Source organism: Rhodoferax antarcticus ANT.BR, from assembly GCF_001938565.1.
Classification (GTDB): domain Bacteria; phylum Pseudomonadota; class Gammaproteobacteria; order Burkholderiales; family Burkholderiaceae_C; genus Rhodoferax; species Rhodoferax antarcticus.
This window is the reverse complement of sequence record NZ_MSYM01000007.1, coordinates 230,078-250,426: the sequence shown is the minus strand read 5'-3', so window position 1 is coordinate 250,426 and position 20,349 is coordinate 230,078. Positions and strand designations below refer to the sequence as shown.

General features: G+C 56.1%; 26 protein-coding genes and 1 pseudogene. 23 read left to right on the top strand and 4 right to left on the bottom strand.

Translation table 11 applies throughout. The features are described from left to right. The first annotated feature begins 242 nt into the window (after positions 1–242). The 18 genes from BLL52_RS04555 to rpsQ all read left to right on the top strand — a co-directional run bounded on the left by BLL52_RS04555 (position 243) and on the right by rpsQ (position 13,107). Positions 243–1,337: a VanZ family protein gene (locus BLL52_RS04555; protein WP_075585505.1), complete on the top strand. Its 1,095-nt coding sequence runs from the start codon at positions 243–245 to the stop codon at positions 1,335–1,337. Between the two features lie 9 nt (positions 1,338–1,346). Beyond that, on the top strand, positions 1,347–1,724 hold the full coding sequence (locus BLL52_RS04550) for a (2Fe-2S) ferredoxin domain-containing protein (RefSeq protein ID WP_075585504.1): 378 nt from the start codon (positions 1,347–1,349) through the stop codon (positions 1,722–1,724). 126 nt (positions 1,725–1,850) lie between these two features. After that, positions 1,851–2,996 (top strand): D-alanyl-D-alanine carboxypeptidase family protein, encoded by a 1,146-nt coding sequence (locus BLL52_RS04545; protein WP_075585607.1) that lies wholly within the window; start codon positions 1,851–1,853, stop codon positions 2,994–2,996. Between the two features lie 125 nt (positions 2,997–3,121). Beyond that, positions 3,122–3,499 (top strand): 30S ribosomal protein S12, encoded by a 378-nt coding sequence (gene rpsL / locus BLL52_RS04540; RefSeq protein ID WP_075585503.1) that lies wholly within the window; start codon positions 3,122–3,124, stop codon positions 3,497–3,499. A 152-nt stretch (positions 3,500–3,651) separates the two neighbouring features. Then, positions 3,652–4,125: a 30S ribosomal protein S7 gene (gene rpsG, locus BLL52_RS04535; protein WP_075585502.1), complete on the top strand. Its 474-nt coding sequence runs from the start codon at positions 3,652–3,654 to the stop codon at positions 4,123–4,125. Positions 4,126–4,286: 161 nt separating this feature from the next. After that, a complete protein-coding gene (gene fusA, locus BLL52_RS04530; RefSeq protein ID WP_075585501.1) occupies positions 4,287–6,389 on the top strand; it encodes an elongation factor G in 2,103 nt (700 codons plus the stop codon). A gap of 110 nt (positions 6,390–6,499) precedes the next feature. Then, positions 6,500–7,690 (top strand): elongation factor Tu, encoded by a 1,191-nt coding sequence (tuf, locus tag BLL52_RS04525; protein WP_075585500.1) that lies wholly within the window; start codon positions 6,500–6,502, stop codon positions 7,688–7,690. A gap of 12 nt (positions 7,691–7,702) precedes the next feature. Continuing rightward, a complete protein-coding gene (gene rpsJ, locus BLL52_RS04520) occupies positions 7,703–8,017 on the top strand; it encodes a 30S ribosomal protein S10 (RefSeq protein ID WP_028250951.1) in 315 nt (104 codons plus the stop codon). A gap of 179 nt (positions 8,018–8,196) precedes the next feature. Then, the gene (gene rplC, locus BLL52_RS04515; RefSeq protein ID WP_075585606.1) at positions 8,197–8,877 is read left to right on the top strand and encodes a 50S ribosomal protein L3; all 681 of its coding nucleotides are present in this window, start codon (positions 8,197–8,199) and stop codon (positions 8,875–8,877) included. Continuing rightward, positions 8,877–9,497 carry a 50S ribosomal protein L4 gene (gene rplD / locus BLL52_RS04510; protein ID WP_075585499.1) on the top strand — a complete coding sequence of 207 codons (621 nt, stop codon included), beginning with the start codon at positions 8,877–8,879 and terminating at the stop codon, positions 9,495–9,497. The genes rplC and rplD overlap by 1 nt, the downstream gene beginning before the upstream one ends. Then, complete coding sequence (gene rplW / locus BLL52_RS04505) at positions 9,494–9,823, top strand: 50S ribosomal protein L23 (protein WP_075585498.1); 330 nt, start codon at positions 9,494–9,496, stop codon at positions 9,821–9,823. Before rplD ends, rplW begins: the two co-directional genes overlap by 4 nt. Before the next feature lie 2 nt (positions 9,824–9,825). Further along, positions 9,826–10,650 carry a 50S ribosomal protein L2 gene (gene rplB, locus BLL52_RS04500; protein WP_075585497.1) on the top strand — a complete coding sequence of 275 codons (825 nt, stop codon included), beginning with the start codon at positions 9,826–9,828 and terminating at the stop codon, positions 10,648–10,650. Between the two features lie 10 nt (positions 10,651–10,660). Further along, a complete protein-coding gene (gene rpsS / locus BLL52_RS04495) occupies positions 10,661–10,939 on the top strand; it encodes a 30S ribosomal protein S19 (RefSeq protein WP_075585496.1) in 279 nt (92 codons plus the stop codon). Between the two features lie 10 nt (positions 10,940–10,949). Then, complete coding sequence (gene rplV / locus BLL52_RS04490; protein WP_075585605.1) at positions 10,950–11,279, top strand: 50S ribosomal protein L22; 330 nt, start codon at positions 10,950–10,952, stop codon at positions 11,277–11,279. Between the two features lie 16 nt (positions 11,280–11,295). Continuing rightward, on the top strand, positions 11,296–12,186 hold the full coding sequence (gene rpsC, locus BLL52_RS04485; protein WP_075585495.1) for a 30S ribosomal protein S3: 891 nt from the start codon (positions 11,296–11,298) through the stop codon (positions 12,184–12,186). A gap of 2 nt (positions 12,187–12,188) precedes the next feature. Continuing rightward, positions 12,189–12,605, top strand: a complete 417-nt coding sequence (gene rplP, locus BLL52_RS04480; protein WP_075585494.1) for a 50S ribosomal protein L16 — start codon at positions 12,189–12,191, stop codon at positions 12,603–12,605. 15 nt (positions 12,606–12,620) lie between these two features. Beyond that, positions 12,621–12,827: a 50S ribosomal protein L29 gene (rpmC, locus tag BLL52_RS04475; RefSeq protein WP_075585493.1), complete on the top strand. Its 207-nt coding sequence runs from the start codon at positions 12,621–12,623 to the stop codon at positions 12,825–12,827. Positions 12,828–12,837: 10 nt separating this feature from the next. After that, on the top strand, positions 12,838–13,107 hold the full coding sequence (gene rpsQ / locus BLL52_RS04470) for a 30S ribosomal protein S17 (RefSeq protein ID WP_075585492.1): 270 nt from the start codon (positions 12,838–12,840) through the stop codon (positions 13,105–13,107). 138 nt (positions 13,108–13,245) lie between these two features. Here rpsQ and BLL52_RS04465 read toward each other — a convergent pair whose 3' ends face one another. Continuing rightward, positions 13,246–13,911: a cytochrome b/b6 domain-containing protein gene (locus BLL52_RS04465; RefSeq protein WP_075585604.1), complete on the bottom strand. Its 666-nt coding sequence runs from the start codon at positions 13,909–13,911 to the stop codon at positions 13,246–13,248. A gap of 89 nt (positions 13,912–14,000) precedes the next feature. Between BLL52_RS04465 and BLL52_RS04460 the strand changes: the two genes are divergently transcribed. The 5 genes and pseudogenes from BLL52_RS04460 to ptsP all read left to right on the top strand — a co-directional run bounded on the left by BLL52_RS04460 (position 14,001) and on the right by ptsP (position 17,715). Next, positions 14,001–14,459, top strand: a complete 459-nt coding sequence (locus tag BLL52_RS04460) for a c-type cytochrome (RefSeq protein ID WP_075585491.1) — start codon at positions 14,001–14,003, stop codon at positions 14,457–14,459. A 93-nt stretch (positions 14,460–14,552) separates the two neighbouring features. Then, positions 14,553–15,132 (top strand): annotated as a pseudogene (locus BLL52_RS04455) (DUF4197 domain-containing protein). Positions 15,133–15,231: 99 nt separating this feature from the next. Further along, a complete protein-coding gene (locus BLL52_RS04450; RefSeq protein ID WP_075585490.1) occupies positions 15,232–15,675 on the top strand; it encodes a PTS sugar transporter subunit IIA in 444 nt (147 codons plus the stop codon). Then, the gene (locus BLL52_RS04445) at positions 15,647–15,916 is read left to right on the top strand and encodes an HPr family phosphocarrier protein (protein ID WP_075585489.1); all 270 of its coding nucleotides are present in this window, start codon (positions 15,647–15,649) and stop codon (positions 15,914–15,916) included. The genes BLL52_RS04450 and BLL52_RS04445 overlap by 29 nt, the downstream gene beginning before the upstream one ends. A gap of 20 nt (positions 15,917–15,936) precedes the next feature. After that, entirely contained in the window at positions 15,937–17,715 is a 1,779-nt protein-coding gene (gene ptsP / locus BLL52_RS04440; RefSeq protein WP_075585488.1) for a phosphoenolpyruvate--protein phosphotransferase, read from the top strand. A 25-nt stretch (positions 17,716–17,740) separates the two neighbouring features. Here ptsP and BLL52_RS04435 read toward each other — a convergent pair whose 3' ends face one another. From BLL52_RS04435 to BLL52_RS04425, 3 genes are read right to left on the bottom strand one after another with little or no spacing between them, the layout of a single operon-like run. Next, positions 17,741–18,466 (bottom strand): LrgB family protein, encoded by a 726-nt coding sequence (locus BLL52_RS04435; protein ID WP_075585487.1) that lies wholly within the window; start codon positions 18,464–18,466, stop codon positions 17,741–17,743. Next, positions 18,459–18,806 (bottom strand): CidA/LrgA family protein, encoded by a 348-nt coding sequence (locus BLL52_RS04430; protein WP_075585486.1) that lies wholly within the window; start codon positions 18,804–18,806, stop codon positions 18,459–18,461. Before BLL52_RS04430 ends, BLL52_RS04435 begins: the two co-directional genes overlap by 8 nt. Positions 18,807–18,815: 9 nt before the next feature. Further along, on the bottom strand, positions 18,816–20,318 hold the full coding sequence (locus BLL52_RS04425) for an FAD-linked oxidase C-terminal domain-containing protein (RefSeq protein ID WP_075585485.1): 1,503 nt from the start codon (positions 20,316–20,318) through the stop codon (positions 18,816–18,818). Positions 20,319–20,349: the final 31 nt, after the last annotated feature.

The following is a 20,349-nucleotide window of genomic DNA, read 5'->3' as shown; positions in this document are numbered from 1 at the left end:
TTAATTTTGGGGTGGTAAAGACATTATTTTTTGCTTGACTTGAAACAAGGAAAAATTTTTGTTAAATTACGAACCGGGCAGTTTACTGCTCCCCGCTTTTCCTCCCTGAGCGGGGCCTTGATGTGTGACAGCAAATAGGCTTATCGCCCCAGTCTTCGGACTGGGGTTTTTTTTGCGCTTAGGTTTTCTATCCTAAACTGACCAAATGCCTGCAACCTCTACCCGGTGAACCCGACGTGCCGATGCACAAGACTTCGGCATGGCCGCTGGCGCTGGTGTATGCAGGCCTGATCGTCTATGCCAGCCTGTATCCGTTTGCCTATTGGCGCGACCAAGGCGTCTCGGCCTGGCTTTTCCTGAGCGCACCGTGGCCCAAGTACTGGACAGGTTTTGATGTTGTCTCGAACGTGTTGGGTTATGGGCCGATCGGTTTTTTTCTGACGCTGGGCGCGCTGCGCACGCGTCACCTGCGCTGGATGATTTGGCTGGCCGTACCGGCTGCGTTCGTGCTGTCGCTGGCCATGGAAGCCTTGCAAATTTACCTGCCGGATCGAGTTCCGTCTAATTTGGACCTAGTGCTGAACATTCTGGGTGCAGCGCTGGGGGCGATGTCAGCTTGGGGCCTGGAAAAACTCGGGGTGTTACAGCGTTGGAGTCGTTTTCGCGCCAGCTGGTTTGTGCCGGATGCGCGCGGTGCACTGGTGTTGCTGGCGTTGTGGCCAGTGGCTTTGTTGTTTCCGACGACCGTTCCGTGGGGCCTGGGTCAGGTGCTGGAGCGCCTGGAGGCGGCGTTGGCAGATGTGCTGGCAGGCAGCCCTTTTTTGGAATGGTTGCCCGTGCGCGAGATTGAACTGCAGTCACTTTTGCCGGTGACACAGTGGCTGTGTGCCTTGCTGGGGCTGGTGATTCCGGGCTTGCTGGGGTACTGCATCATTCGCCGTGGCGCTAAACGGCTGTGGTTTCTGCTGTGGCTTGCGGCTTTTGGCGTAGGCGTCACCGCCCTGAGCGCCACTCTGAGCTTCGGCCCAGAACACGCTTGGAGCTGGTTTGATGTTTGGGTGCGCGGCGCATTGGTGAGCGCACTGGTGCTGCTGGTGTTACTGCTGTGGTTGCCTGGGCGCGCGGCCGCGGCGCTGGCTGTGCTGGCGTTGGGCGTTGACCTGAGCCTGATCAACCAGGGTGCGATGGATCCGTACTTTGAGCAAACCCTTTTCCTCTGGGAGCAGGGGCGCTTTATCCGCTTCCATGGGCTGGCGCAGTGGCTAGGCTGGTTGTGGCCGTTCGCAGCACTTTGGTATGTACTCGCCCGGCTGTGGGGAAAAGAGTCAGCGGCCTAAAATCTTGATATGACCCATTCCACATCTCCCGAAGCGGTTCCGGCAGAAAGCGCGCCGACTGCGAGTTATTTTCAGAGGCATATTTTTTTCTGTACCAACGAGCGTCAAAACGGCGAAGCTTGTTGCGCCCAGCGTGACGCGCTGGCGGCTTTTGAGCGCTGCAAATTGCAAATCAAGGCTGCCGCGCTGTCCGGCCCCGGGCAGGTGCGTGTCAGCAAGGCAGGTTGCCTGGACCGCTGTACTGCCGGTCCGGTGGCAGTGGTCTACCCCGAGGCCGTTTGGTACAGCTATGTCGATGCCAGCGACATCGATGAAATCGTCGAGTCACACCTGAAAAATGGCCAAGTGGTTGAGCGTTTGCTGACACCGGCCTATCTGGGGCGTTAGACGGTATTCATTGGCACTGTTGCCATTATTGGCGTCTAGCCCTTATACTTAAAGGGTTAGTAGCTATTTAAATCATAGTGTATTCAATTCAAAGCTGGCTTGATTGCCGCTTTTAACCTCATCTTCATGAAAAAAATTCTCGTCACTTTGGTTGCTTGGGTCGCCTTGTCGGTAGCCGCCCAAACCCCGCAAACGCCTGAAATTGCAGCGCGTTCTTACCTGTTGTTGGATGTCACGGCGAACCAGATACTGGCGCAAAAAGACATCGACATGGCCATAGAGCCCGCGTCGCTGACCAAGCTGATGACCGCCTATTTGGTATTTGACGCCCTGCGCAACAAAAAAATCGACCTCAAGCAAACCCTACCCGTGAGCGAGCGCGCCTGGAAAATGCCCGGCTCGCGCATGTTCATTGACCCCAAGATGCAGGTGCCAGTGGAAGACTTGATCAAAGGCATGATTGTGCAAAGTGGCAACGACGCCACCATAGCGCTGGCAGAAGGTGTCGGCGGCAGTGTCGAGCGCTTCGTCGAAATGATGAACGCGCAGGCCAAGGTGTTGGGTATGACATCCACCGGCTATAAAAACCCCGAAGGCCTGACTGCAGCGGGTCACACCACCTCTGCGCGCGACCTGAGCGTGCTGGCCACCCGACTGATGCGCGACTTTCCCGACTACGTGGCTTACTACGCCATCAAAAAGTACCGATACCCCGGCACGCCGGCGGCCAACGACAACAACCGCAATGCATTGCTCTTTCGCGACCCGACTGTGGATGGCCTGAAAACCGGGTACACCGATGCGGCCGGGTATTGTCTGGTTGCCACCGCGCACCGCGATGTGTCCGGTGTCGGTAACCGCCGTCTACTGTCGGTCATGCTGGGCACCGCTAGCGAGAATGCCCGCGCCAATGAGTCGCAAAAGTTGCTGAACTGGGGTTATACCGCTTTTGAGGCTGTCAAATTGTTTGACGGCAACCAGCCGGTGGTGACGCCCGCCGTCTGGAAGGGCACGTCCGCCACGGTGGCATTGGGGCAGCCCCAGCCAATCGTGGTGGCGGTGCCCGCAGGCACGCGCGCGAAACTGACCACCGAGGTCGCTCGGCCCGAGCCACTTGTGGCGCCTTTGACCAAGTGGCAGCCGATTGGAACGCTCAAGGTCAGCAGCGAAGGCCGTCTGGTGGCCGAAGTGCCCTTGCTAGCCTTGCAAGGGGTTGATGAGGCTGGCGTCCTCGGACGTGCCTGGGACTCACTTCGTCTGTGGATCAAGTGATTCTGCTTGCAGCAGCCCAGTTGGCCTGATATAGTTGAGGGCTTTTCGGAATTTCCGAAGGGATTCACGTTTTTGTTATTTTCAAGTTTTAAGCGTTTAGGGACGTTTAGTTTTTAGGAGGCGCAATGCCAACCATCAATCAGTTGATCCGTCAAGGGCGCTCGGTCGAAGTGATCAAGTCGAAGAGCCCGGCGATGGAAAATTCTCCACAACGCCGTGGTGTTTGCACTCGCGTGTACACCACCACCCCGAAAAAGCCTAACTCGGCTTTGCGTAAAGTTGCCAAAGTGCGCTTGACCAACGGTTTCGAGGTGATTTCTTACATCGGCGGCGAAGGCCACAACCTGCAGGAACACAGCGTGGTGCTGGTTCGTGGCGGTCGTGTCAAGGACTTGCCCGGTGTGCGTTACCACATCGTGCGTGGCTCGCTTGACTTGCAAGGCGTGAAAGACCGCAAGCAGTCGCGTTCCAAATATGGTGCAAAACGTCCCAAGGTTAAATAAGCTTTCGGTTTGATTGTTTGAAAGGTGTTTGTTGCTGCGTGGCGCAGCCAGCAAACGTAGTGACCCAAGATTCGGGTCGAGTAAGTGAGAGTCTTATTTTTAACTCTCGCGGTGTCAGAGATGGCGCCAACTGAAGCAATAGAGGTGAAAAAATGCCACGTCGTCGCGAAGTCCCCAAACGTGAAATCCTGCCGGATCCTAAATTCGGCAATGTCGAGCTGTCCAAATTCATGAACGTGATCATGGAAGGCGGCAAAAAAGCGGTTGCTGAGCGCATCATTTATGGTGCGCTGGAGCAAATCGCCAAGAAGCACCCCGATAAAGACGCTCTCGAAGCGTTCACCGTGGCCATCAACAACGTCAAGCCGCTGGTTGAAGTGAAGTCCCGCCGTGTGGGTGGTGCCAACTACCAGGTACCTGTTGAAGTGCGCCCGGTTCGTCGCCTAGCACTCTCCATGCGCTGGATCAAGGAAGCCGCCCGCAAGCGTGGCGAAAAATCCATGGCGCTGCGTTTGGCCAATGAATTGTTGGAAGCCACCGAAGGCCGTGGCGGTGCCATGAAAAAGCGTGACGAAGTTCACCGCATGGCTGAAGCCAACAAGGCGTTCTCTCACTTTCGCTTCTAAGTAGCGGCTACTGCGCGGCTTTCAATGGTTGTTGCCGTCCCGGGTAGTGCATAGCACAGCCTGGTTGGCGGCCCGGTTTGATTGCCGCTCGCTGCGCCGCTGAGGTCAAAAGCCTTGAGCGGCGTCGTAGGTTAAAAATATAGATCAACCAAGGATCCATCATGGCTCGCCATACCCCCATTGAGCGCTATCGCAATATCGGCATTTCGGCTCACATCGACGCTGGTAAAACCACCACCACCGAGCGCGTGCTTTTTTACACCGGTGTGAACCACAAGATTGGTGAAGTGCACGATGGTGCGGCCACCATGGACTGGATGGAGCAAGAGCAAGAGCGTGGCATCACCATCACGTCTGCTGCGACCACCTGCTTCTGGAAGGGGATGGACAAGTCCTTGCCCGAGCACCGTATCAACATCATCGACACCCCTGGACACGTGGACTTCACCATTGAAGTCGAGCGCTCAATGCGTGTGCTTGACGGCGCCTGCATGGTGTACTGCGCCGTGGGTGGCGTGCAGCCCCAGTCTGAAACCGTCTGGCGTCAAGCCAACAAATACAAAGTGCCTCGCTTGGCCTTTGTGAACAAGATGGATCGCACCGGTGCCAACTTCTTCAAGGTCGTGGATCAGATGAAACTGCGCCTGAAGGCCAACCCTGTACCGATGGTGATCCCGATTGGTGCCGAGGAGCACTTCACTGGTGTCGTTGATTTGATCAAGATGAAAGCCATCATCTGGGACGAAGCCTCGCAAGGTATGTTGTTCGACTACCGCGAAATCCCTGCCGAATTGCTGGCTCTGGCCAAAGAATGGCGCGAAAAGATGGTCGAAGCTGCTGCTGAAGCCTCCGAAGAGTTCATGAACAAGTACCTTGAAGAAGGTGACTTGACTGAGGAGGAAATCAAGCTCGGCATTCGCACCCGCACCATTGCGAGCGAAATCCAGCCGATGTATTGCGGCTCGGCGTTCAAGAACAAAGGCGTGCAGCGCATGCTGGACGCAGTGATTGAATTCATGCCGTCACCCGTGGACATTCCTCCGGTCAAGGGCATGAATGAAAACGAAAACCCGGTGGTTCGGCAAGCTGACGACAAGGAAAAGTTCTCTGCTTTGGCCTTCAAGCTGATGACCGACCCGTTCGTTGGCCAACTGACCTTTGTGCGCGTGTATTCTGGCGTGCTAACCAAGGGCGACACGGTCTACAACCCGATCCGCGGCAAGAAAGAGCGTATTGGTCGTATTGTGCAAATGCACGCCAACAAGCGCGAAGAGGTCAGCGAAATTGTTGCAGGTGACATCGCAGCGTGTATTGGCTTGAAAGATGTGACCACTGGTGAAACCCTGTGCGACCCAACGGCCATCATCATGCTGGAACGCATGATTTTCCCTGAGCCGGTGATTACCCAAGCGGTTGAGCCGAAAACCAAGGTTGACCAGGAAAAAATGGGGATTGCATTGCAGCGTCTGGCGCAGGAAGATCCGTCTTTCCGCGTGAAAACCGATGAGGAGTCCGGACAGACACTGATCGCCGGTATGGGTGAGTTGCACTTGGAAATTATTGTTGACCGCATGAAGCGCGAATTTGGCGTGGAAGCCAATGTCGGCAAGCCGCAAGTGGCCTACCGCGAAACCATCCGCAAAACCATTGAGGACGCTGAAGGCAAATTCGTGCGCCAGTCCGGTGGTAAAGGCCAGTATGGCCACGTGGTTTTGAAGATCGAACCCAACGAGCCAGGCAAGGGCATTGAGTTCGTGGACGCCATCAAGGGCGGTACCGTGCCGCGCGAGTACATTCCTGCGGTTGAAAAAGGGATCAATGAAGCGGTGACGCAGGGCGTGTTGGCCGGTTACCCTGTGGTGGACGTCAAGGTGACTTTGCACTTTGGTTCGTACCACGATGTTGACTCGAACGAGTTGGCTTTCAAAATGGCTGCGATCTTTGGTTTCAAGGAAGGCTGCCGTAAAGCCAGCCCGGTGATTCTTGAGCCCATGATGGCGGTGGAAGTCGAAACGCCGGAAGACTACGCCGGCAATGTGATGGGGGATTTGGCGTCACGCCGCGGTATGGTTCAGGGCATGGAGGACATGCTCGGCGGCGGTAAGGTCATCAAGGCTGAAGTGCCGCTGTCTGAAATGTTTGGCTATTCCACGACCCTGCGGTCGATGTCACAAGGTCGTGCCACCTACACGATGGAATTCAAGCACTACACAGAAGCGCCGCGTAACGTCTCTGAAGCCATCATGGCTTCTCGCGCCAAATAAATTAACCTTGTCTGCGACGGTGTGCCGCCCTGTTCCCGTGCGGGGCGAATCAGCAACACCGTGCAAACATTAAACCAACACACGGGAACCAGCTCTTTGGAGAATTGAAAATGGCAAAAGAAAAATTCGCACGCACCAAGCCCCACGTCAACGTGGGCACCATTGGTCACGTTGACCATGGCAAAACCACCCTGACAGCAGCCATCACCACCGTGCTGGCAGCCAAGTTCGGCGGCACCGCCAAAGGCTACGACCAAATTGATGCCGCACCTGAAGAAAAAGCGCGTGGCATTACCATCAACACCGCTCACGTCGAATACGAAACAGCCAACCGCCACTATGCCCACGTGGACTGCCCAGGACACGCTGACTATGTGAAAAACATGATCACCGGTGCTGCTCAGATGGACGGCGCTATTTTGGTTTGCTCCGCAGCCGACGGTCCCATGCCGCAAACCCGCGAACACATCCTGCTGGCGCGCCAGGTTGGCGTGCCCTACATCATCGTGTTCCTGAACAAGTGCGACATGGTCGACGACGCCGAACTGCTCGAACTCGTTGAAATGGAAGTTCGCGAGCTCCTCGACAAATACGACTTCCCAGGTGACGACACCCCCATCATCCATGGCAGCGCCAAGCTTGCCATGGAAGGTGACAAGGGCCCACTGGGTGAAGAAGCCATCATGAAGCTGGCTGACGCCTTGGACAACTACATCCCCCTGCCAGAGCGTGCGGTGGATGGTGCCTTCCTAATGCCCGTTGAAGACGTGTTCTCCATCTCCGGTCGCGGCACCGTGGTGACCGGCCGTATTGAGCGCGGCATCGTCAAAGTCGGCGAAGAAATCGAAATTGTCGGCATCCACGACACCGTCAAGACCACCTGCACCGGTGTGGAAATGTTCAGAAAACTGCTGGACCAAGGTCAAGCTGGCGACAACGTCGGCATCCTGCTGCGCGGCACCAAGCGTGAAGACGTGCAGCGTGGCCAAGTGCTGTGCAAGCCGGGATCGATCAAACCCCATACCCACTTCACCGGCGAGATCTACGTCTTGTCCAAAGATGAAGGTGGTCGTCACACCCCGTTCTTCAACAACTATCGCCCCCAGTTCTACTTCCGTACCACGGACGTGACTGGTGCCATCGAGTTGCCAGAAGGCAAAGAGATGGTGATGCCTGGTGACAACGTGTCGATCACTGTGAAGCTGATTGCCCCAATCGCCATGGAAGAAGGCCTGCGCTTTGCTATCCGTGAAGGTGGCAAGACGGTTGGTGCCGGTGTGGTTGCCAAAATCATTGCGTAAACAGGGAACATCATGGCAACTAAACAAAAAATCCGTATTCGCCTGAAGGCGTTCGATTACAAGCTGATCGACCAGTCTGCGGCAGAGATCGTAGACACTGCTAAACGCACCGGCGCCATCGTCAAAGGCCCTGTGCCTTTGCCGACACGCATGAAGCGTTTTGATATTCTGCGTTCACCACACGTCAACAAAACCAGTCGTGACCAGTTTGAGATCCGCACACACCAGCGTTTGATGGACATCGTCGATCCGACAGACAAGACCGTTGATGCGCTGATGAAGCTTGATCTGCCAGCAGGCGTGGACGTCGAAATTAAATTGCAGTAAGCATTTGGCAGGCCGATGCCTAAGTTTCGCTTGTGATAAGAAGCAATCGGAGCATATAATCGTCGGTTCTGCAAGCTGGCTCTGTAAAGAGTTTTTCTTGCAGAGTTTTATTAACCCTCTTTCACATCCAAACAGCCTCGCCAATTGAAGTGATGCTGGTGAAGGTAATGGAGAAAACAATGAGTCTGAGCAATCACTTTGGATTGCTTGGTCGCAAGGTTGGCATGATGCGTCTGTTTACAGACGACGGGAGCGCGATTCCTGTCACTGTGATCGATGTATCTAACAACCGAGTGACTCAAGTCAAAACCCAAGAGAACGATGGCTATGTTGCTTTGCAAGTGACATTTGGTGCGAGAAAAGCGTCTCGTGTCAATAAGCCAACCGCTGGGCACCTCGCCAAAGCAGGTGTTGAAGCCGGTGAATTGATCCGCGAATTCCGCGTGGCGCCACAAACTGCGGCGTCCTATCAGGCGGGCGCTGTTGTGCCCGCCTCGTCGGTATTTGCTGCAGGTCAAAAAGTCGACATTCAAGGTACCACGATCGGTAAAGGCTTCGCCGGTACCATCAAGCGTCACCACATGAGTTCGCAACGTGCCTCGCACGGTAACAGCCGTTCGCACAATGTGCCCGGCTCTATCGGTATGGCGCAAGATCCGGGTCGTGTTTTTCCTGGTAAGCGCATGACAGGTCATCTGGGTGATGATCTGGTCACAACGCAAAACCTCGATATCGTCCGCATCGACGAAGCGCGCCAATTGCTGATGATCAAGGGTGCTGTCCCTGGCTCTGCGGGTGGGTTTGTGACCGTACGTCCGGCCGTCAAGGCAAAATCCGCTGATGTGAAAGGAGCGAACTGATGCAGCTCGAACTCCTGAATGATCAAGGGCAAGTGGCTTCTACGATGGACGTGCCTGACGCAGTGTTTGGTCGTGCCTACAACGAAGATCTGGTTCACCAAGTTGTGGTTGCCTTCCAGGCAAATGCCCGGCAAGGTACGCGTGCTCAGAAAGACCGTGAGCAGGTTCACCACTCGACCAAGAAGCCTTTTAAGCAAAAGGGAACCGGTCGTGCCCGCGCCGGTATGACGTCTTCTCCGTTGTGGCGTGGCGGTGGTCGAATTTTCCCGAACATGCCTGACGAAAATTTCACTCAAAAAATCAATAAAAAGATGTACCGCGCTGGTATGGCGGCCATACTCTCGCAGTTGGCCCGTGAAGGCCGTCTCGCGGTGGTTGATTCTCTGACGGTTGAGTCACCCAAGACCAAAGCGCTGGCAGCAAAGTTTAAAGCGATGAACCTTGCCTCGGTGCTGGTGATTGCTGACGAAGTGGATGAAAACCTTTACCTGGCGTCGCGTAATCTGGTGAATGTGCTGGTGGTTGAGCCTCGCTATGCTGACCCGGTATCTCTTGTTCACTACCGCAAGGTTTTGGTCACCAAGGCGGCTATGGGTAAACTGCAGGAGATGTTCGCATGAGCCATGCTAATAAACCCAATCAAAAATTCGATGAGGGCCGTTTGATGCAGGTTCTAGTCGCTCCTATCGTGTCTGAAAAGGCCACGATGGTTGCTGAAAAGAGCAACGCAGTGACCTTCAAGGTGCTTCAAGACGCAACCAAGTATGAGATCAAGGCCGCAGTGGAATTGATGTTCAAGGTTGAAGTCAGGGGCGTTTCTGTGGTGAACACCAAGGGCAAGACCAAGCGTTTTGGCAAATCCGTGGGTCGGCGTGACAACGTTCGCAAAGCCTATGTGATGCTCAAGCCTGGTCAAGAACTGAACCTTGGTGGGGAGGCTGCGTAATCATGGCTGTTATCAAAATGAAACCCACTTCACCCGGCCGCCGTGGCGCGGTGAAGATCTCGCGTAATCACCTGCACAAAGGTGCGCCGCACGCTGCTTTGTTGGAGCCTCAGTTCCAGCACGCTGGTCGTAATAACAACGGCCACATCACCACTCGCCATAAAGGCGGTGGTCACAAGCATCATTACCGCGTTGTCGATTTTTTGCGCAACAAGGATGGCATCGCTGCCAAGGTTGAGCGCATCGAGTACGACCCCAACAGGTCTGCGCACCTTGCGTTGGTTTGCTATGCAGACGGTGAGCGTCGCTACATCATTGCGCCTCGCGGTCTCGAAGTCGGCGGCTCCATCATGAGCGGTGCTGAAGCGCCGATTCGTGTTGGCAATACCTTGCCGATTCGCAATATTCCTGTGGGTTCAGTGGTGCATTGCATCGAATTGCAGGTTGGCAAAGGTGCTCAAGTGGTTCGGTCGGCGGGTGCATCGGCTACCTTGCTGGCACGCGAAGGTACTTACGCTCAGATTCGCTTGCGTTCTGGTGAGGTTCGTAAGATCCACATCGAATGCCGTGCAACTCTGGGTCAAGTCGCTAACGAAGAGCACAGTTTGCGCCAACTTGGTAAAGCTGGTGTCAAACGCTGGATGGGTATTCGTCCGACCGTTCGCGGTGTGGTGATGAATCCGGTGGATCACCCGCACGGTGGCGGAGAAGGCAAGACCGGAGAAGGCCGTCATCCAGTCGACCCTTGGGGTAATCTGACCAAGGGTTACCGTACCCGAAACAACAAGCGCACGCAGGTCATGATCGTGTCGCGTCGCAAGAAGTAAGGGGTAGGCAATGACTCGTTCTCTCAAAAAAGGTCCATTTGTTGACCATCACTTGGTAGCCAAAGCCGAAAAGGTAGTGGCAACCAAAGACAAAAAGCCGATCAAGACTTGGTCGCGTCGCTCTATGGTTTTGCCGGATTTCATCGGCCTGACCATTGCTGTGCACAATGGCAAACAGCATGTGCCTGTGTATATCACTGACCAAATGGTCGGCCATAAGTTGGGTGAGTTCGCTCTGACCCGTACTTTCAAGGGCCACCCTGCGGACAAAAAAGTCCAGAGAAAATAAGGAGGTGACCATGGAAACACGTGCAACCCTTCGTGGCGTTCGTTTGTCAGTTGACAAAGGCCGTTTAGTCGCGGATTTGATTCGAGGCAAAAAAGTGGATCAAGCTCTGAACATCTTGCAGTTCACGCAGAAAAAAGCTGCTGTGATCATCAAGAAGGTTCTGGAGTCTGCGATTGCAAACGCTGAGCATAATGACGGCGCTGATATCGACGAGTTGAAGGTGAAAACCATCTACGTCGAGCAAGGTGCTTCGCTGAGGCGATTTACGGCCCGCGCAAAAGGCCGCGGCAACCAAATCAGAAAACCCACGTGCCATGTGTACGTGACGGTTGGAAACTGAAAGAGGCCAGAAAGTTATGGGACAAAAAATCCATCCAACAGGCTTTCGGCTGTCGGTTAGCCGCAATTGGTCTTCGCGCTGGTACGCTAATGACCGCGATTTCGCGGGTATGCTGGCTGAAGACATCAAGGTACGCGAGTACCTGAAAGCCAAACTGAAGAACGCTTCCGTTTCGCGCGTTCTGATCGAGCGTCCTGCCAAGAACGCACGCATCACCATTTACTCGGCACGTCCGGGTGTGGTGATCGGCAAAAAAGGCGAAGACATTGAGAATCTGAAACGTGAACTTGGCCGCCAACTGGGCGTGCCCGTGGCAGTCAACATCGAGGAAGTGCGTAAGCCGGAAACCGACGCCAAGTTGATTGCCGACTCAATCACCCAACAGCTCGAAAAACGGATCATGTTCCGTCGTGCCATGAAGCGTGCCATGCAAAATGCCATGCGCTTGGGTGCGTTGGGCATCAAAATCATGTCGTCTGGCCGCCTGAACGGCATCGAGATCGCTCGTTGTGAATGGTACCGCGAAGGTCGCGTGCCGCTTCACACTCTGCGCGCAGACATTGACTACGGTACTTCTGAAGCCAAAACGACCTATGGCGTGATCGGCGTGAAAGTCTGGGTTTATAAGGGTGATACCTTGGGTCGCAATGACCTCCCCGCTGTCGAGAGCCCGCGTTCCGATGATGAGCGCCGTCCACGTGGTCCGCGTCGTGATGACCGCCGTCCAAGCAGTGACCGTCCTGCACCACGTGGCGTCCGTCGCCCGATGGGTGCAAACGCGGCGCCGGCAGATGGCAGTGACAAACCCGCAGAAGCCATAGGTGCTGACGCCAACAAACCCACCGTTCAGCGCGTCCGCAAGGTAGCCGCGCCAGCCGCTGCAGCAGCCGACGGTAAAGGAGAATAACTATGTTGCAACCCGCTCGTCGCAAGTACCGCAAAGAGCAAAAAGGCCGTAACACCGGTATCGCGACCCGAGGCAGTTCGGTAGCATTTGGTGATTTCGGTCTGAAATGTACTGATCGTGGTCGCTTGACTGCGCGCCAAATCGAAGCCGCACGTCGCGCCATTTCCCGGCACGTCAAGCGCGGTGGTCGTATCTGGATTCGGGTCTTTCCCGACAAGCCGATCTCTCAAAAGCCTGCTGAAGTGCGAATGGGTAACGGCAAAGGCAACCCAGAGTACTACGTGGCTGAAATTCAGCCTGGAAAGATTGTCTTTGAAATCGTCGGTGTGACTGAAGAGTTGGCCCGTGAAGCGTTTCGTTTGGCGGCTGCCAAGCTGCCTTTGCGCACCACTTTTGTGACCCGCATGATTGGTCAGTGATCAGGAGAAAATGATATGAAAACGACTGAATTACGGCAAAAAGACGTTGCGGGTTTGAAAGCTGAAGTCAAAGAGCTGCAAAGAGCGCACTTTGGTCTTCGCATGCAGAAGGCGACGCAACAACTCACCAACACGGCCACGATCCGCACTGCGCGTCGTGACATCGCCCGAGCTAAAACCATCTTGGTTGAAAAGCTCGCGGCTGACTCATCCGCCAAATAAGGAGCGATAAATGACGGAAGCTAAAAAATCCCTCAAGCGCACTTTGATCGGCAAGGTGGTCAGTGACAAACGTGCCAAGACGGTAACCGTGCTGATTGAGCGTCGGGTAAAACATGAGTTGTATGGCAAGATTGTTGGCAAGTCCAGCAAGTACCACGCACATGACGAAAAGTGCGAGTTCAAGTTGGGCGACATGATCGAAATCACTGAAAGTCGTCCAATTTCTAAGACAAAAAACTGGGTGGCAACACGCCTGGTGCAAAAAGCAGCGCTGGTTTAAGCGCCAGCTTGCGGGGTTGGGCGATTCGTCGCTGGACTTGGTTGATACAAAAAAAGGCCCACTAGTTGGGCCTTTAGTCATTTCTGAAGCTGAGTGGAACTCATGCCTATTTACAGGTGTACGTTTCCCACTTCGCGTTTAGCCAAACCATTGCAGCGCGCCGACAATGATCCCAGCGCTGATTGCAAGGATAACCAAGGCTTTGATTCGGTCAGATGTCTTGTCTGAAGAAGAAGGGGCTGGAAAATCAAGCAGCTTGTCACCGGTAAGCATAGGTTTGATTAGATTCTGCTTTTTCTTGAACAAATAAAACATGATCGCAGTGACGTGCAGGGCGATAAGCGCCATCAGAATATATTGTCCAATGTCTTTATGGTACCAAGTGGCGTTTGAGACCCATTCTCCCGAGACGAGGTGGGCGAAGGGACCGGTGGTAAAGATTTCATCGTCGCTAAACAAGCCTGAAAAGCCTTGCAACGTCAGCATGACCAAAAAGGCATAGACCGACAGTGCGCCTACCGGGTTGTGACCGATCCGGTCTTTCGGGATGCTCTTGCCACGCAGATAGTTAACAACCTCCTTTGGCGAATACACAAAGGCACTGAAGCGCGACCAATGACCGCCCAATACCCCCCAGACCAGTCTGAACAACAGCAGGGCTAAAACCGCATAACCTAGCCAGAAGTGCCACTCCATAGCAGTACCTCCAAGGTTCGCAGTAATCACCAGCGCGATCACAGCAACAGTCAACGACCAATGAAACAAGCGTGTGGGGGCGTCCCAGACGCGAATTTTGCGCAGCATAGTAAACTCCTCGAACTGTTGTTGGCGCATCGACTTGGAAAAGTCACGTTGCCAACAGTGTCATACAGTTTAACTTTCAAAGGAATTTCATGAAAAAAATCACCGCCCGTGCCCTTGCCATAGGTGCTCTCGCGGCGACATTTGTCGCTCCCGCCTCTGCGCAGTTTGCCAAGCCTGCCGACGCCGTGGAATATCGCCAAGGCGCATTCACCGTGATGCAACACCATTTTGGTCAGGTGGCTGGCATGGCTGCTGGCAAGATTCCTTTTGATGCGAAAGTCGCCGCCGAGAGCGCAGTTGTAGCCGAGTACGTGGGCAAACTTCCTTTCGCCGCTTTTGGACCAGGCACCAATAAAGGTGATACGAAAGCCAAGGCCAGCATCTGGACCAACAAAGCAAAGTTTGATGATTACGCATCCAACATGCAGGTTGAGATGACCAAGCTCACAGCCGCTGCGAACACGGGTAATCTGGATGCAATTAAGGTTGCGGTGAATGCTGCCGGTGGCACCTGCAAGTCGTGCCACGATGATTTCAAATCCAAATAAGTAACGCCTTATCGTAACGCTGGGCTGCAATCAGAACTGGCATTGCACCCCGGCAGTTACCACTCAGCCTCTATTCTTTTACGGGGCTCGGTTATGGATCGTAGGTCTTTCACGTATTGGTCGATTACCGCACTGGCCAGCTCGGGCTTGGTATTGCATCGGTCCGGCTATGCCTTGTCAATCGACGATCTGACCAATACGCAGGCTGCTCAAGGCCTGAGGGCAGCGCCGGAGAAGGGCGCGCGCGCTGCGGTTGCCTCCCTTGGACAACCTGGCGGCAGAGGCCGCGGTGCCGCTGTCCAAAGACATGTTGGTCAATGCTGTTAAATCCATGAATGTGCAGGATGCAAAAAATATTTTGCGCGGTGGGGAAATCTCGGTCACGCAGTTTTTTTCCGACAAGACCCGCACGCTTCTCGGTGTCAAATTTTTGCCAGTGATCACAAAGACGACCGCCAAAGTCAACCTAGCGGAAAAGTACAATCAGATCGTCGGCAAGGCTGCAGGGATGGGGCTTATCAAGGGCGAAGCGGTGAGCATTGAGAGTTATGTCACAAGTAAAGCTCTTGATGGCTTGTACTTCATGATTGGCGAGGAAGAGAAAAAAATCCGGCACGACCCGGTGGGTACCGGCAGCGCTTTATTGCAAAAAGTATTTGGCGCCTTGAAATAGACCGGCGGCAAGCCGTCCAAAGTGATAATCGGGACACAACGGTTTCCTGAAGGCACGACTCCATGACACATTTGACCCGACGGGTAACAGTGCGACTGCATGAATAACGGCATTTTTATCATCGCGCATGCCCCTTTGGCGAGCGCTTTGCGCGAGTGCGTGTTGCATGTGTTCCCTGACTCAGCGAATGGCTTGACGGTGTATGACGTTCAGCCAAACATGCCCACTGAGGAATCGCTGGAGGCAGCTCGGTGGACGATGTCGATGCTCAGCACCCCGTGCACCCTCATCCTCGCTGATGTGTTCGGCGCGACGCCCTGCAACATTGCGCAGAAACTGGCTGACGACGTCAGCACCCGATTGATCGCTGGAGTGAATGTGCCCATGTTGATGCGCGCTGTGACTTATCGGCATGAATCAATGGATGCGCTGGTGGCGCGGGCGCTGGCGGGTGGCACGCAGGGAGTGATGCTAGTCGCGGTCACCGCACCCCAGAATCAAAAAAGTGAACCTCATGATCCAAGCGACCACAACCATCAATAATAAGTTGGGCCTGCACGCCCGCGCTTCCGCCAGACTGACCAAGCTCGCTGGTAGTTTTCCGTGTGAGGTGTGGATGGCGCGCGGTGGGCGGCGCGTCAACGCCAAAAGTATCATGGGTGTGATGATGCTGGCCGCCGGAATGGGGGCTCAGGTGCAGGTAGAAACCAGTGGTGAGCGCGAGCAGGAGGCCATGGACGCGCTGCTGGTCCTGATCAACGACAAATTCGGCGAAGGCGAGTAAATGATCTGGGTTTTACAGCCATGACTTTTTCCATTCACGGCCTGCCGGTTTCCCGGGGCATAGCCATTGGGCGCGCAGTATTGGTGGCTTCGAGTCGGCTGGATGTGGCGCACTACTTTATCGAGGCGTCACAAGTGTCGGCCGAGATCAACCGGGTACGGGATGGGCGTGACGCAGTCATTGCGGAAATCCAGCGGCTGCAGACCAGCATCGTCCAAATGGGGCCCAAAGACACACCGCATGAGCTCGCAGCCTTGCTGGAAGTGCACCTGATGCTATTGCAGGACGAGCAGTTGACGCATGGCGTCAAGCACTGGATCAAAGACCGCCTCTACAACGCCGAATGGGCCTTGACCAGCCAACTAGAAGTAGTGGGTCGACAGTTTGACGAGATGGAAGACGAGTACCTGCGCGAGCGCAAGTCTGACCTCGAGCAGATTACTGAGCGCGTTCTACGTGCCATGCGGGGTATTTCTTCGCCGCTGATCCAGCCCTTGGGGCGCGGCATGCGCAAGCCTTCCCAACAGGACCTGCTGCTCGACGACACCATTGACGTGCCGCTGATTCTGGTAGCGCACGACCTGTCGCCAGCCGACATGTTGCAGTTCAAGCAGAGCGTATTTGCTGGCTTCATCACTGGTGTCGGTGGCAAAACTTCGCATACTGCCATCGTTGCGCGCAGCCTGGACATTCCCGCGGTGGTGGGTGCGCGGCTGGCGAGCCAGTTGATCCGTCAGGACGATTGGGTCATTGTGGACGGTGAGGCTGGTGTGGCGGTGGTTGATCCATCGCCGATAATTTTGGCCGAATACGGCTTCAAGCAGCGACAAAACGAGCTGGCACGTGGCAAGCTGGCGCGCCTGTTACACACACCAGCGGTCACGCTGGACGGGCAGAAAGTGGAGCTTCTGGCAAATATCGAAATGCCTGACGACGCTGCCAGCGCCATCCGGGCTGGGGCGGTAGGCGTTGGGCTATTTCGCAGCGAATTTTTGTTCATGGGCCGCCACGGCAAGCTGCCCAACGAAGATGAACAGTACCAGGCCTACCGGCGTGCTGTGGAAGGCATGCAGGGCTTGCCTGTGACCATACGTACCGTGGATATTGGCGCAGACAAGCCGCTGGACGACACCGCTCGCAATGTCGGCTACCTGAATCCGGCGCTGGGTTTGCGTGCGATTCGCTGGAGCCTGTCAGAGCCGGCCATGTTTCTGACCCAATTGCGTGCGATTTTGCGGGCTGCAGCGCATGGCCAAGTTCATCTGCTGATTCCGATGCTGGTGCACGCCAGTGAAATCCGCCAGACCATGGCGCTGATTGACCATGCTAGGGTGCAGCTCGACAACCGCGGTTTGGCTTATGGCCCGGTGAAGATCGGCGCCATGATCGAGATTCCTGCAGCGGCGTTGACGCTACAGGTGTTTTTGAAATACTTCGACTTTTTGTCCATTGGCACCAATGACCTGATTCAGTACACGCTGGCAATTGACCGTGCTGACGAATCGGTCGCCCACCTCTACGACCCGTTGCACCCCGCCGTGCTGCGTCTGGTGGCCAGCACCATTGCCGAGGGACAGGCTCAGGGCAAGCTGGTGAGTGTCTGCGGCGAAATGGCGGGTGATATCAGTATGACCAAGCTCCTGCTGGGCATGGGTTTGCGCAGTTTCTCGATGCATCCGGCGCAGATTCTGGCGGTCAAGCAGGAAATATTGCGCTCAGACACCAGCAAGCTAAAACCCTGGGCGCAAGCTGTTTTGGCAGACGACGAGCCCAACCGGCGCATCCTCGTGCGCCCTTGACCGCAGGCTGCGCCCCGACGCGCGGTTAAAACAGCCAGAACAGCAGCGGCATCAGTAGCGATGCCAGCACCACCTGCAGCCCCAGCGCCAGCCCTGCATAGGCGCCGGCATCGCTGTTGACTTGCAGCGCACGCGCAGCACCTATCCCGTGCGCTGCGGTGCCCAGGGCAAAACCGCGCGCCATCCAGCCCAGCGGGGTGGTGGGTATCTTCAGCCAGCCCAGCAACACCTCGCTGCTCAGGGCGCCGACCATGCCGGTGACTACCGCAAACACGGCAGCCAACGCCGGGATGCCGCCAATTTTGTCGGCAATGCCCATGGCCACAGGTGCTGTCACGGATTTGGGTGCCAGCGACAGCAGCACATCGGAGGGCAGCCCAACCGCCCAGCCCAGCGCCAGGGCTGAGCCACTGGCGGCCACGCCACCCACCACCGCCGCCACCAGCAGCGCCCGCCAGCGCTGCTGCAGCTCATGGCGGCGCTCCCACAGCGGCCAGGCCAACGCCACCACAGCGGGCCCCAGCAGAAAGTGGATGAATTGCGCACCCGAAAAATAGGTCGGGTAGTCGACCCCGGTCAGCGTCAGCAGGCTGGCCAGCACCACCACCGACCACAGCACCGGATTCGCCCAGGCAGCCTGGTCCAGGCGGTTATAGAAGGCTTGTGCCAGCACATACACCACCAAAGTGGCGGTCAGGCCGAACAGTGGTGTGGCCGACAGGTAGACCCACAGCTCGACAAAATTAGGCATCGTGTGATCCACTCATGGCGCGCACCACCAGCGCCGTCACAGCCAAACCAACCCAGGTCGACAGCACGATGACCGCCAGCATACGCACGCCATACTGGTCCAGCAAGCCCAGGTGCGTCATCACGCCAACGCCCACCGGCACGAACAGCAAAGACAGGTGCGAGAGCAAAAAGCCAGCGCACGCCGCCACCGGCGCACGCACCACCGGCCAGCGCAAGGCCAGCACCATCAGCAATATGCCAATCACCGGGCCAGGAAAGGGCAGATGCAGCCCACGCGACAGGAGCTCACCCAGCGACTGCATAGCCAAAAGCCATGCCAGCCCTTGTAATCCTTGCATAGTGTGCTATTAAAAACGCGGGATATCGGCAAACTTAAGCTGCCCGCCGCGCACCAACATCTTGCCGTACTCGGCGCAGCGCTGGAGCGTGGGAATGACCTTGCCCGGGTTCAGCAGGCTTAAGGGATCAAACGCGCGTTTGATGCCAAGCATCTGTTCGTTTTCTTCCGCGCTGAATTGCACACACATGCTGTTGAGCTTTTCCACACCCACGCCGTGTTCGCCGGTCACGGTGCCCCCCATGGCGACACTGGTTTCCAGAATCTCGGCGCCAAACAGCTCGCAGCGGTGCAGCTGATCGGGGTCATTGGCATCAAACAAAATCAACGGGTGCAGATTGCCGTCGCCGGCGTGAAACACATTCGCGCAGCGTAAGTTGTATTTTTTCTCCATGCCTTGGATCGCAATCAACAAATCGGCCAAACGCTTGCGCGGGATGGTGCTGTCCATACACATGTAGTCGGGGCTGATGCGCCCGGTGGCCGGGAAAGCGTTTTTGCGCCCGCTCCAGAAGCGCAGACGCTCGGCCTCGTCACGGCTCACCGTGATGGCGGTGGCACCGCAGGCGCGCAGCACATCACTCATGCGGCCAATGTCTTCGGCCACTTCTTCGGGGGTGCCGTCGCTTTCGCACAGCAAAATCGCCTCGGCATTCAGGTCGTAGCCAGCGTGCACAAAGTCCTCCACCGCGGCGGTCATGGGTTTGTCCATCATTTCCAGCCCGGCCGCAATGATGCCGGCACCAATCAGGCTGGCCACCGCGTCACCGGCTTTGCGCATGTCGTCAAAACTGGCCATGATGCAACGCGCCAGGATCGGCTTGGGGATGAGTTTGACGGTCACCTCGGTGGTTATCGCCAGCATGCCCTCGCTGCCAATCACCACGCCCAGCAGGTCCAAGCCAGGTGTGTCGAGGGCGTTGCTGCCCAGGGTGAGCTCTTGACCATCCATGGTGAAGCCTTTGACCTTGACGATGTTGTGCATCGTCAAGCCGTATTTCAGACAGTGCACACCACCTGAATTTTCGGCCACGTTGCCACCAATGGTGCAGGCAATCTGGCTGCTCGGGTCAGGCGCGTAATACAGGCCCAGCCCAGCCACCGCCTCGCTGATGGCCAGGTTGCGCACGCCGCACTGCACGGTGGCGATGCGGGCTTTTTTGTCAATTTTGAGGATCTTGTTGAATTTGGCCAGCGACAGCGTCACACCCATGGCGTGCGGCAGCGCGCCGCCAGACAGGCCAGTGCCCGCACCGCGCGCCACCACTGGCACCCCCAGACGGTGGCAAGTGCGCAGCAACGCCTGCACCTGCCCTTCGTTTTCCGGCAGGGCCACCACCAGCGGGCGCTGGCGGTAAGCAGTCAAGCCGTCACACTCGTAAGGCGTGGTGTCTTCCGCATTCCACAGCAGGGCGTGGGCTGGCAAATGGGCTTGCAGCTCTTTCACAATCAGCGCTTGTTGCTCTGATCTTTGGAGTGGCGTGACTTCCTGGGGGGAGCCGATTGCGTTCATGTCAGATCCTCAAATGGGCGAGTTGTGGCCA

What these genes read in the sequence shown, in the direction of transcription:
- rpsC (WP_075585495.1), top strand. Translation starts at nt 11,296, where the DNA reads ATGGGACAAAAAATCCATCCAACAGGCTTTCGGCTGTCGGTTAGCCGC.
- BLL52_RS04460 (WP_075585491.1), top strand. Translation starts at nt 14,001, where the DNA reads ATGAAAAAAATCACCGCCCGTGCCCTTGCCATAGGTGCTCTCGCGGCG.
- rplP (WP_075585494.1), top strand. Translation starts at nt 12,189, where the DNA reads ATGTTGCAACCCGCTCGTCGCAAGTACCGCAAAGAGCAAAAAGGCCGT.
- rpmC (WP_075585493.1), top strand. Translation starts at nt 12,621, where the DNA reads ATGAAAACGACTGAATTACGGCAAAAAGACGTTGCGGGTTTGAAAGCT.
- rpsG (WP_075585502.1), top strand. Translation starts at nt 3,652, where the DNA reads ATGCCACGTCGTCGCGAAGTCCCCAAACGTGAAATCCTGCCGGATCCT.
- rplV (WP_075585605.1), top strand. Translation starts at nt 10,950, where the DNA reads ATGGAAACACGTGCAACCCTTCGTGGCGTTCGTTTGTCAGTTGACAAA.
- rplC (WP_075585606.1), top strand. Translation starts at nt 8,197, where the DNA reads ATGAGTCTGAGCAATCACTTTGGATTGCTTGGTCGCAAGGTTGGCATG.
- rplD (WP_075585499.1), top strand. Translation starts at nt 8,877, where the DNA reads ATGCAGCTCGAACTCCTGAATGATCAAGGGCAAGTGGCTTCTACGATG.
- BLL52_RS04465 (WP_075585604.1), bottom strand. Translation starts at nt 13,911, where the DNA reads ATGCTGCGCAAAATTCGCGTCTGGGACGCCCCCACACGCTTGTTTCAT.
- rplB (WP_075585497.1), top strand. Translation starts at nt 9,826, where the DNA reads ATGGCTGTTATCAAAATGAAACCCACTTCACCCGGCCGCCGTGGCGCG.
- rpsJ (WP_028250951.1), top strand. Translation starts at nt 7,703, where the DNA reads ATGGCAACTAAACAAAAAATCCGTATTCGCCTGAAGGCGTTCGATTAC.
- BLL52_RS04445 (WP_075585489.1), top strand. Translation starts at nt 15,647, where the DNA reads ATGATCCAAGCGACCACAACCATCAATAATAAGTTGGGCCTGCACGCC.
- BLL52_RS04450 (WP_075585490.1), top strand. Translation starts at nt 15,232, where the DNA reads ATGAATAACGGCATTTTTATCATCGCGCATGCCCCTTTGGCGAGCGCT.
- rpsS (WP_075585496.1), top strand. Translation starts at nt 10,661, where the DNA reads ATGACTCGTTCTCTCAAAAAAGGTCCATTTGTTGACCATCACTTGGTA.
- BLL52_RS04545 (WP_075585607.1), top strand. Translation starts at nt 1,851, where the DNA reads ATGAAAAAAATTCTCGTCACTTTGGTTGCTTGGGTCGCCTTGTCGGTA.
- ptsP (WP_075585488.1), top strand. Translation starts at nt 15,937, where the DNA reads ATGACTTTTTCCATTCACGGCCTGCCGGTTTCCCGGGGCATAGCCATT.
- BLL52_RS04550 (WP_075585504.1), top strand. Translation starts at nt 1,347, where the DNA reads ATGACCCATTCCACATCTCCCGAAGCGGTTCCGGCAGAAAGCGCGCCG.
- tuf (WP_075585500.1), top strand. Translation starts at nt 6,500, where the DNA reads ATGGCAAAAGAAAAATTCGCACGCACCAAGCCCCACGTCAACGTGGGC.
- rplW (WP_075585498.1), top strand. Translation starts at nt 9,494, where the DNA reads ATGAGCCATGCTAATAAACCCAATCAAAAATTCGATGAGGGCCGTTTG.
- BLL52_RS04430 (WP_075585486.1), bottom strand. Translation starts at nt 18,806, where the DNA reads ATGCAAGGATTACAAGGGCTGGCATGGCTTTTGGCTATGCAGTCGCTG.
- fusA (WP_075585501.1), top strand. Translation starts at nt 4,287, where the DNA reads ATGGCTCGCCATACCCCCATTGAGCGCTATCGCAATATCGGCATTTCG.
- BLL52_RS04425 (WP_075585485.1), bottom strand. Translation starts at nt 20,318, where the DNA reads ATGAACGCAATCGGCTCCCCCCAGGAAGTCACGCCACTCCAAAGATCA.
- BLL52_RS04435 (WP_075585487.1), bottom strand. Translation starts at nt 18,466, where the DNA reads ATGCCTAATTTTGTCGAGCTGTGGGTCTACCTGTCGGCCACACCACTG.
- BLL52_RS04555 (WP_075585505.1), top strand. Translation starts at nt 243, where the DNA reads ATGCACAAGACTTCGGCATGGCCGCTGGCGCTGGTGTATGCAGGCCTG.
- rpsQ (WP_075585492.1), top strand. Translation starts at nt 12,838, where the DNA reads ATGACGGAAGCTAAAAAATCCCTCAAGCGCACTTTGATCGGCAAGGTG.
- rpsL (WP_075585503.1), top strand. Translation starts at nt 3,122, where the DNA reads ATGCCAACCATCAATCAGTTGATCCGTCAAGGGCGCTCGGTCGAAGTG.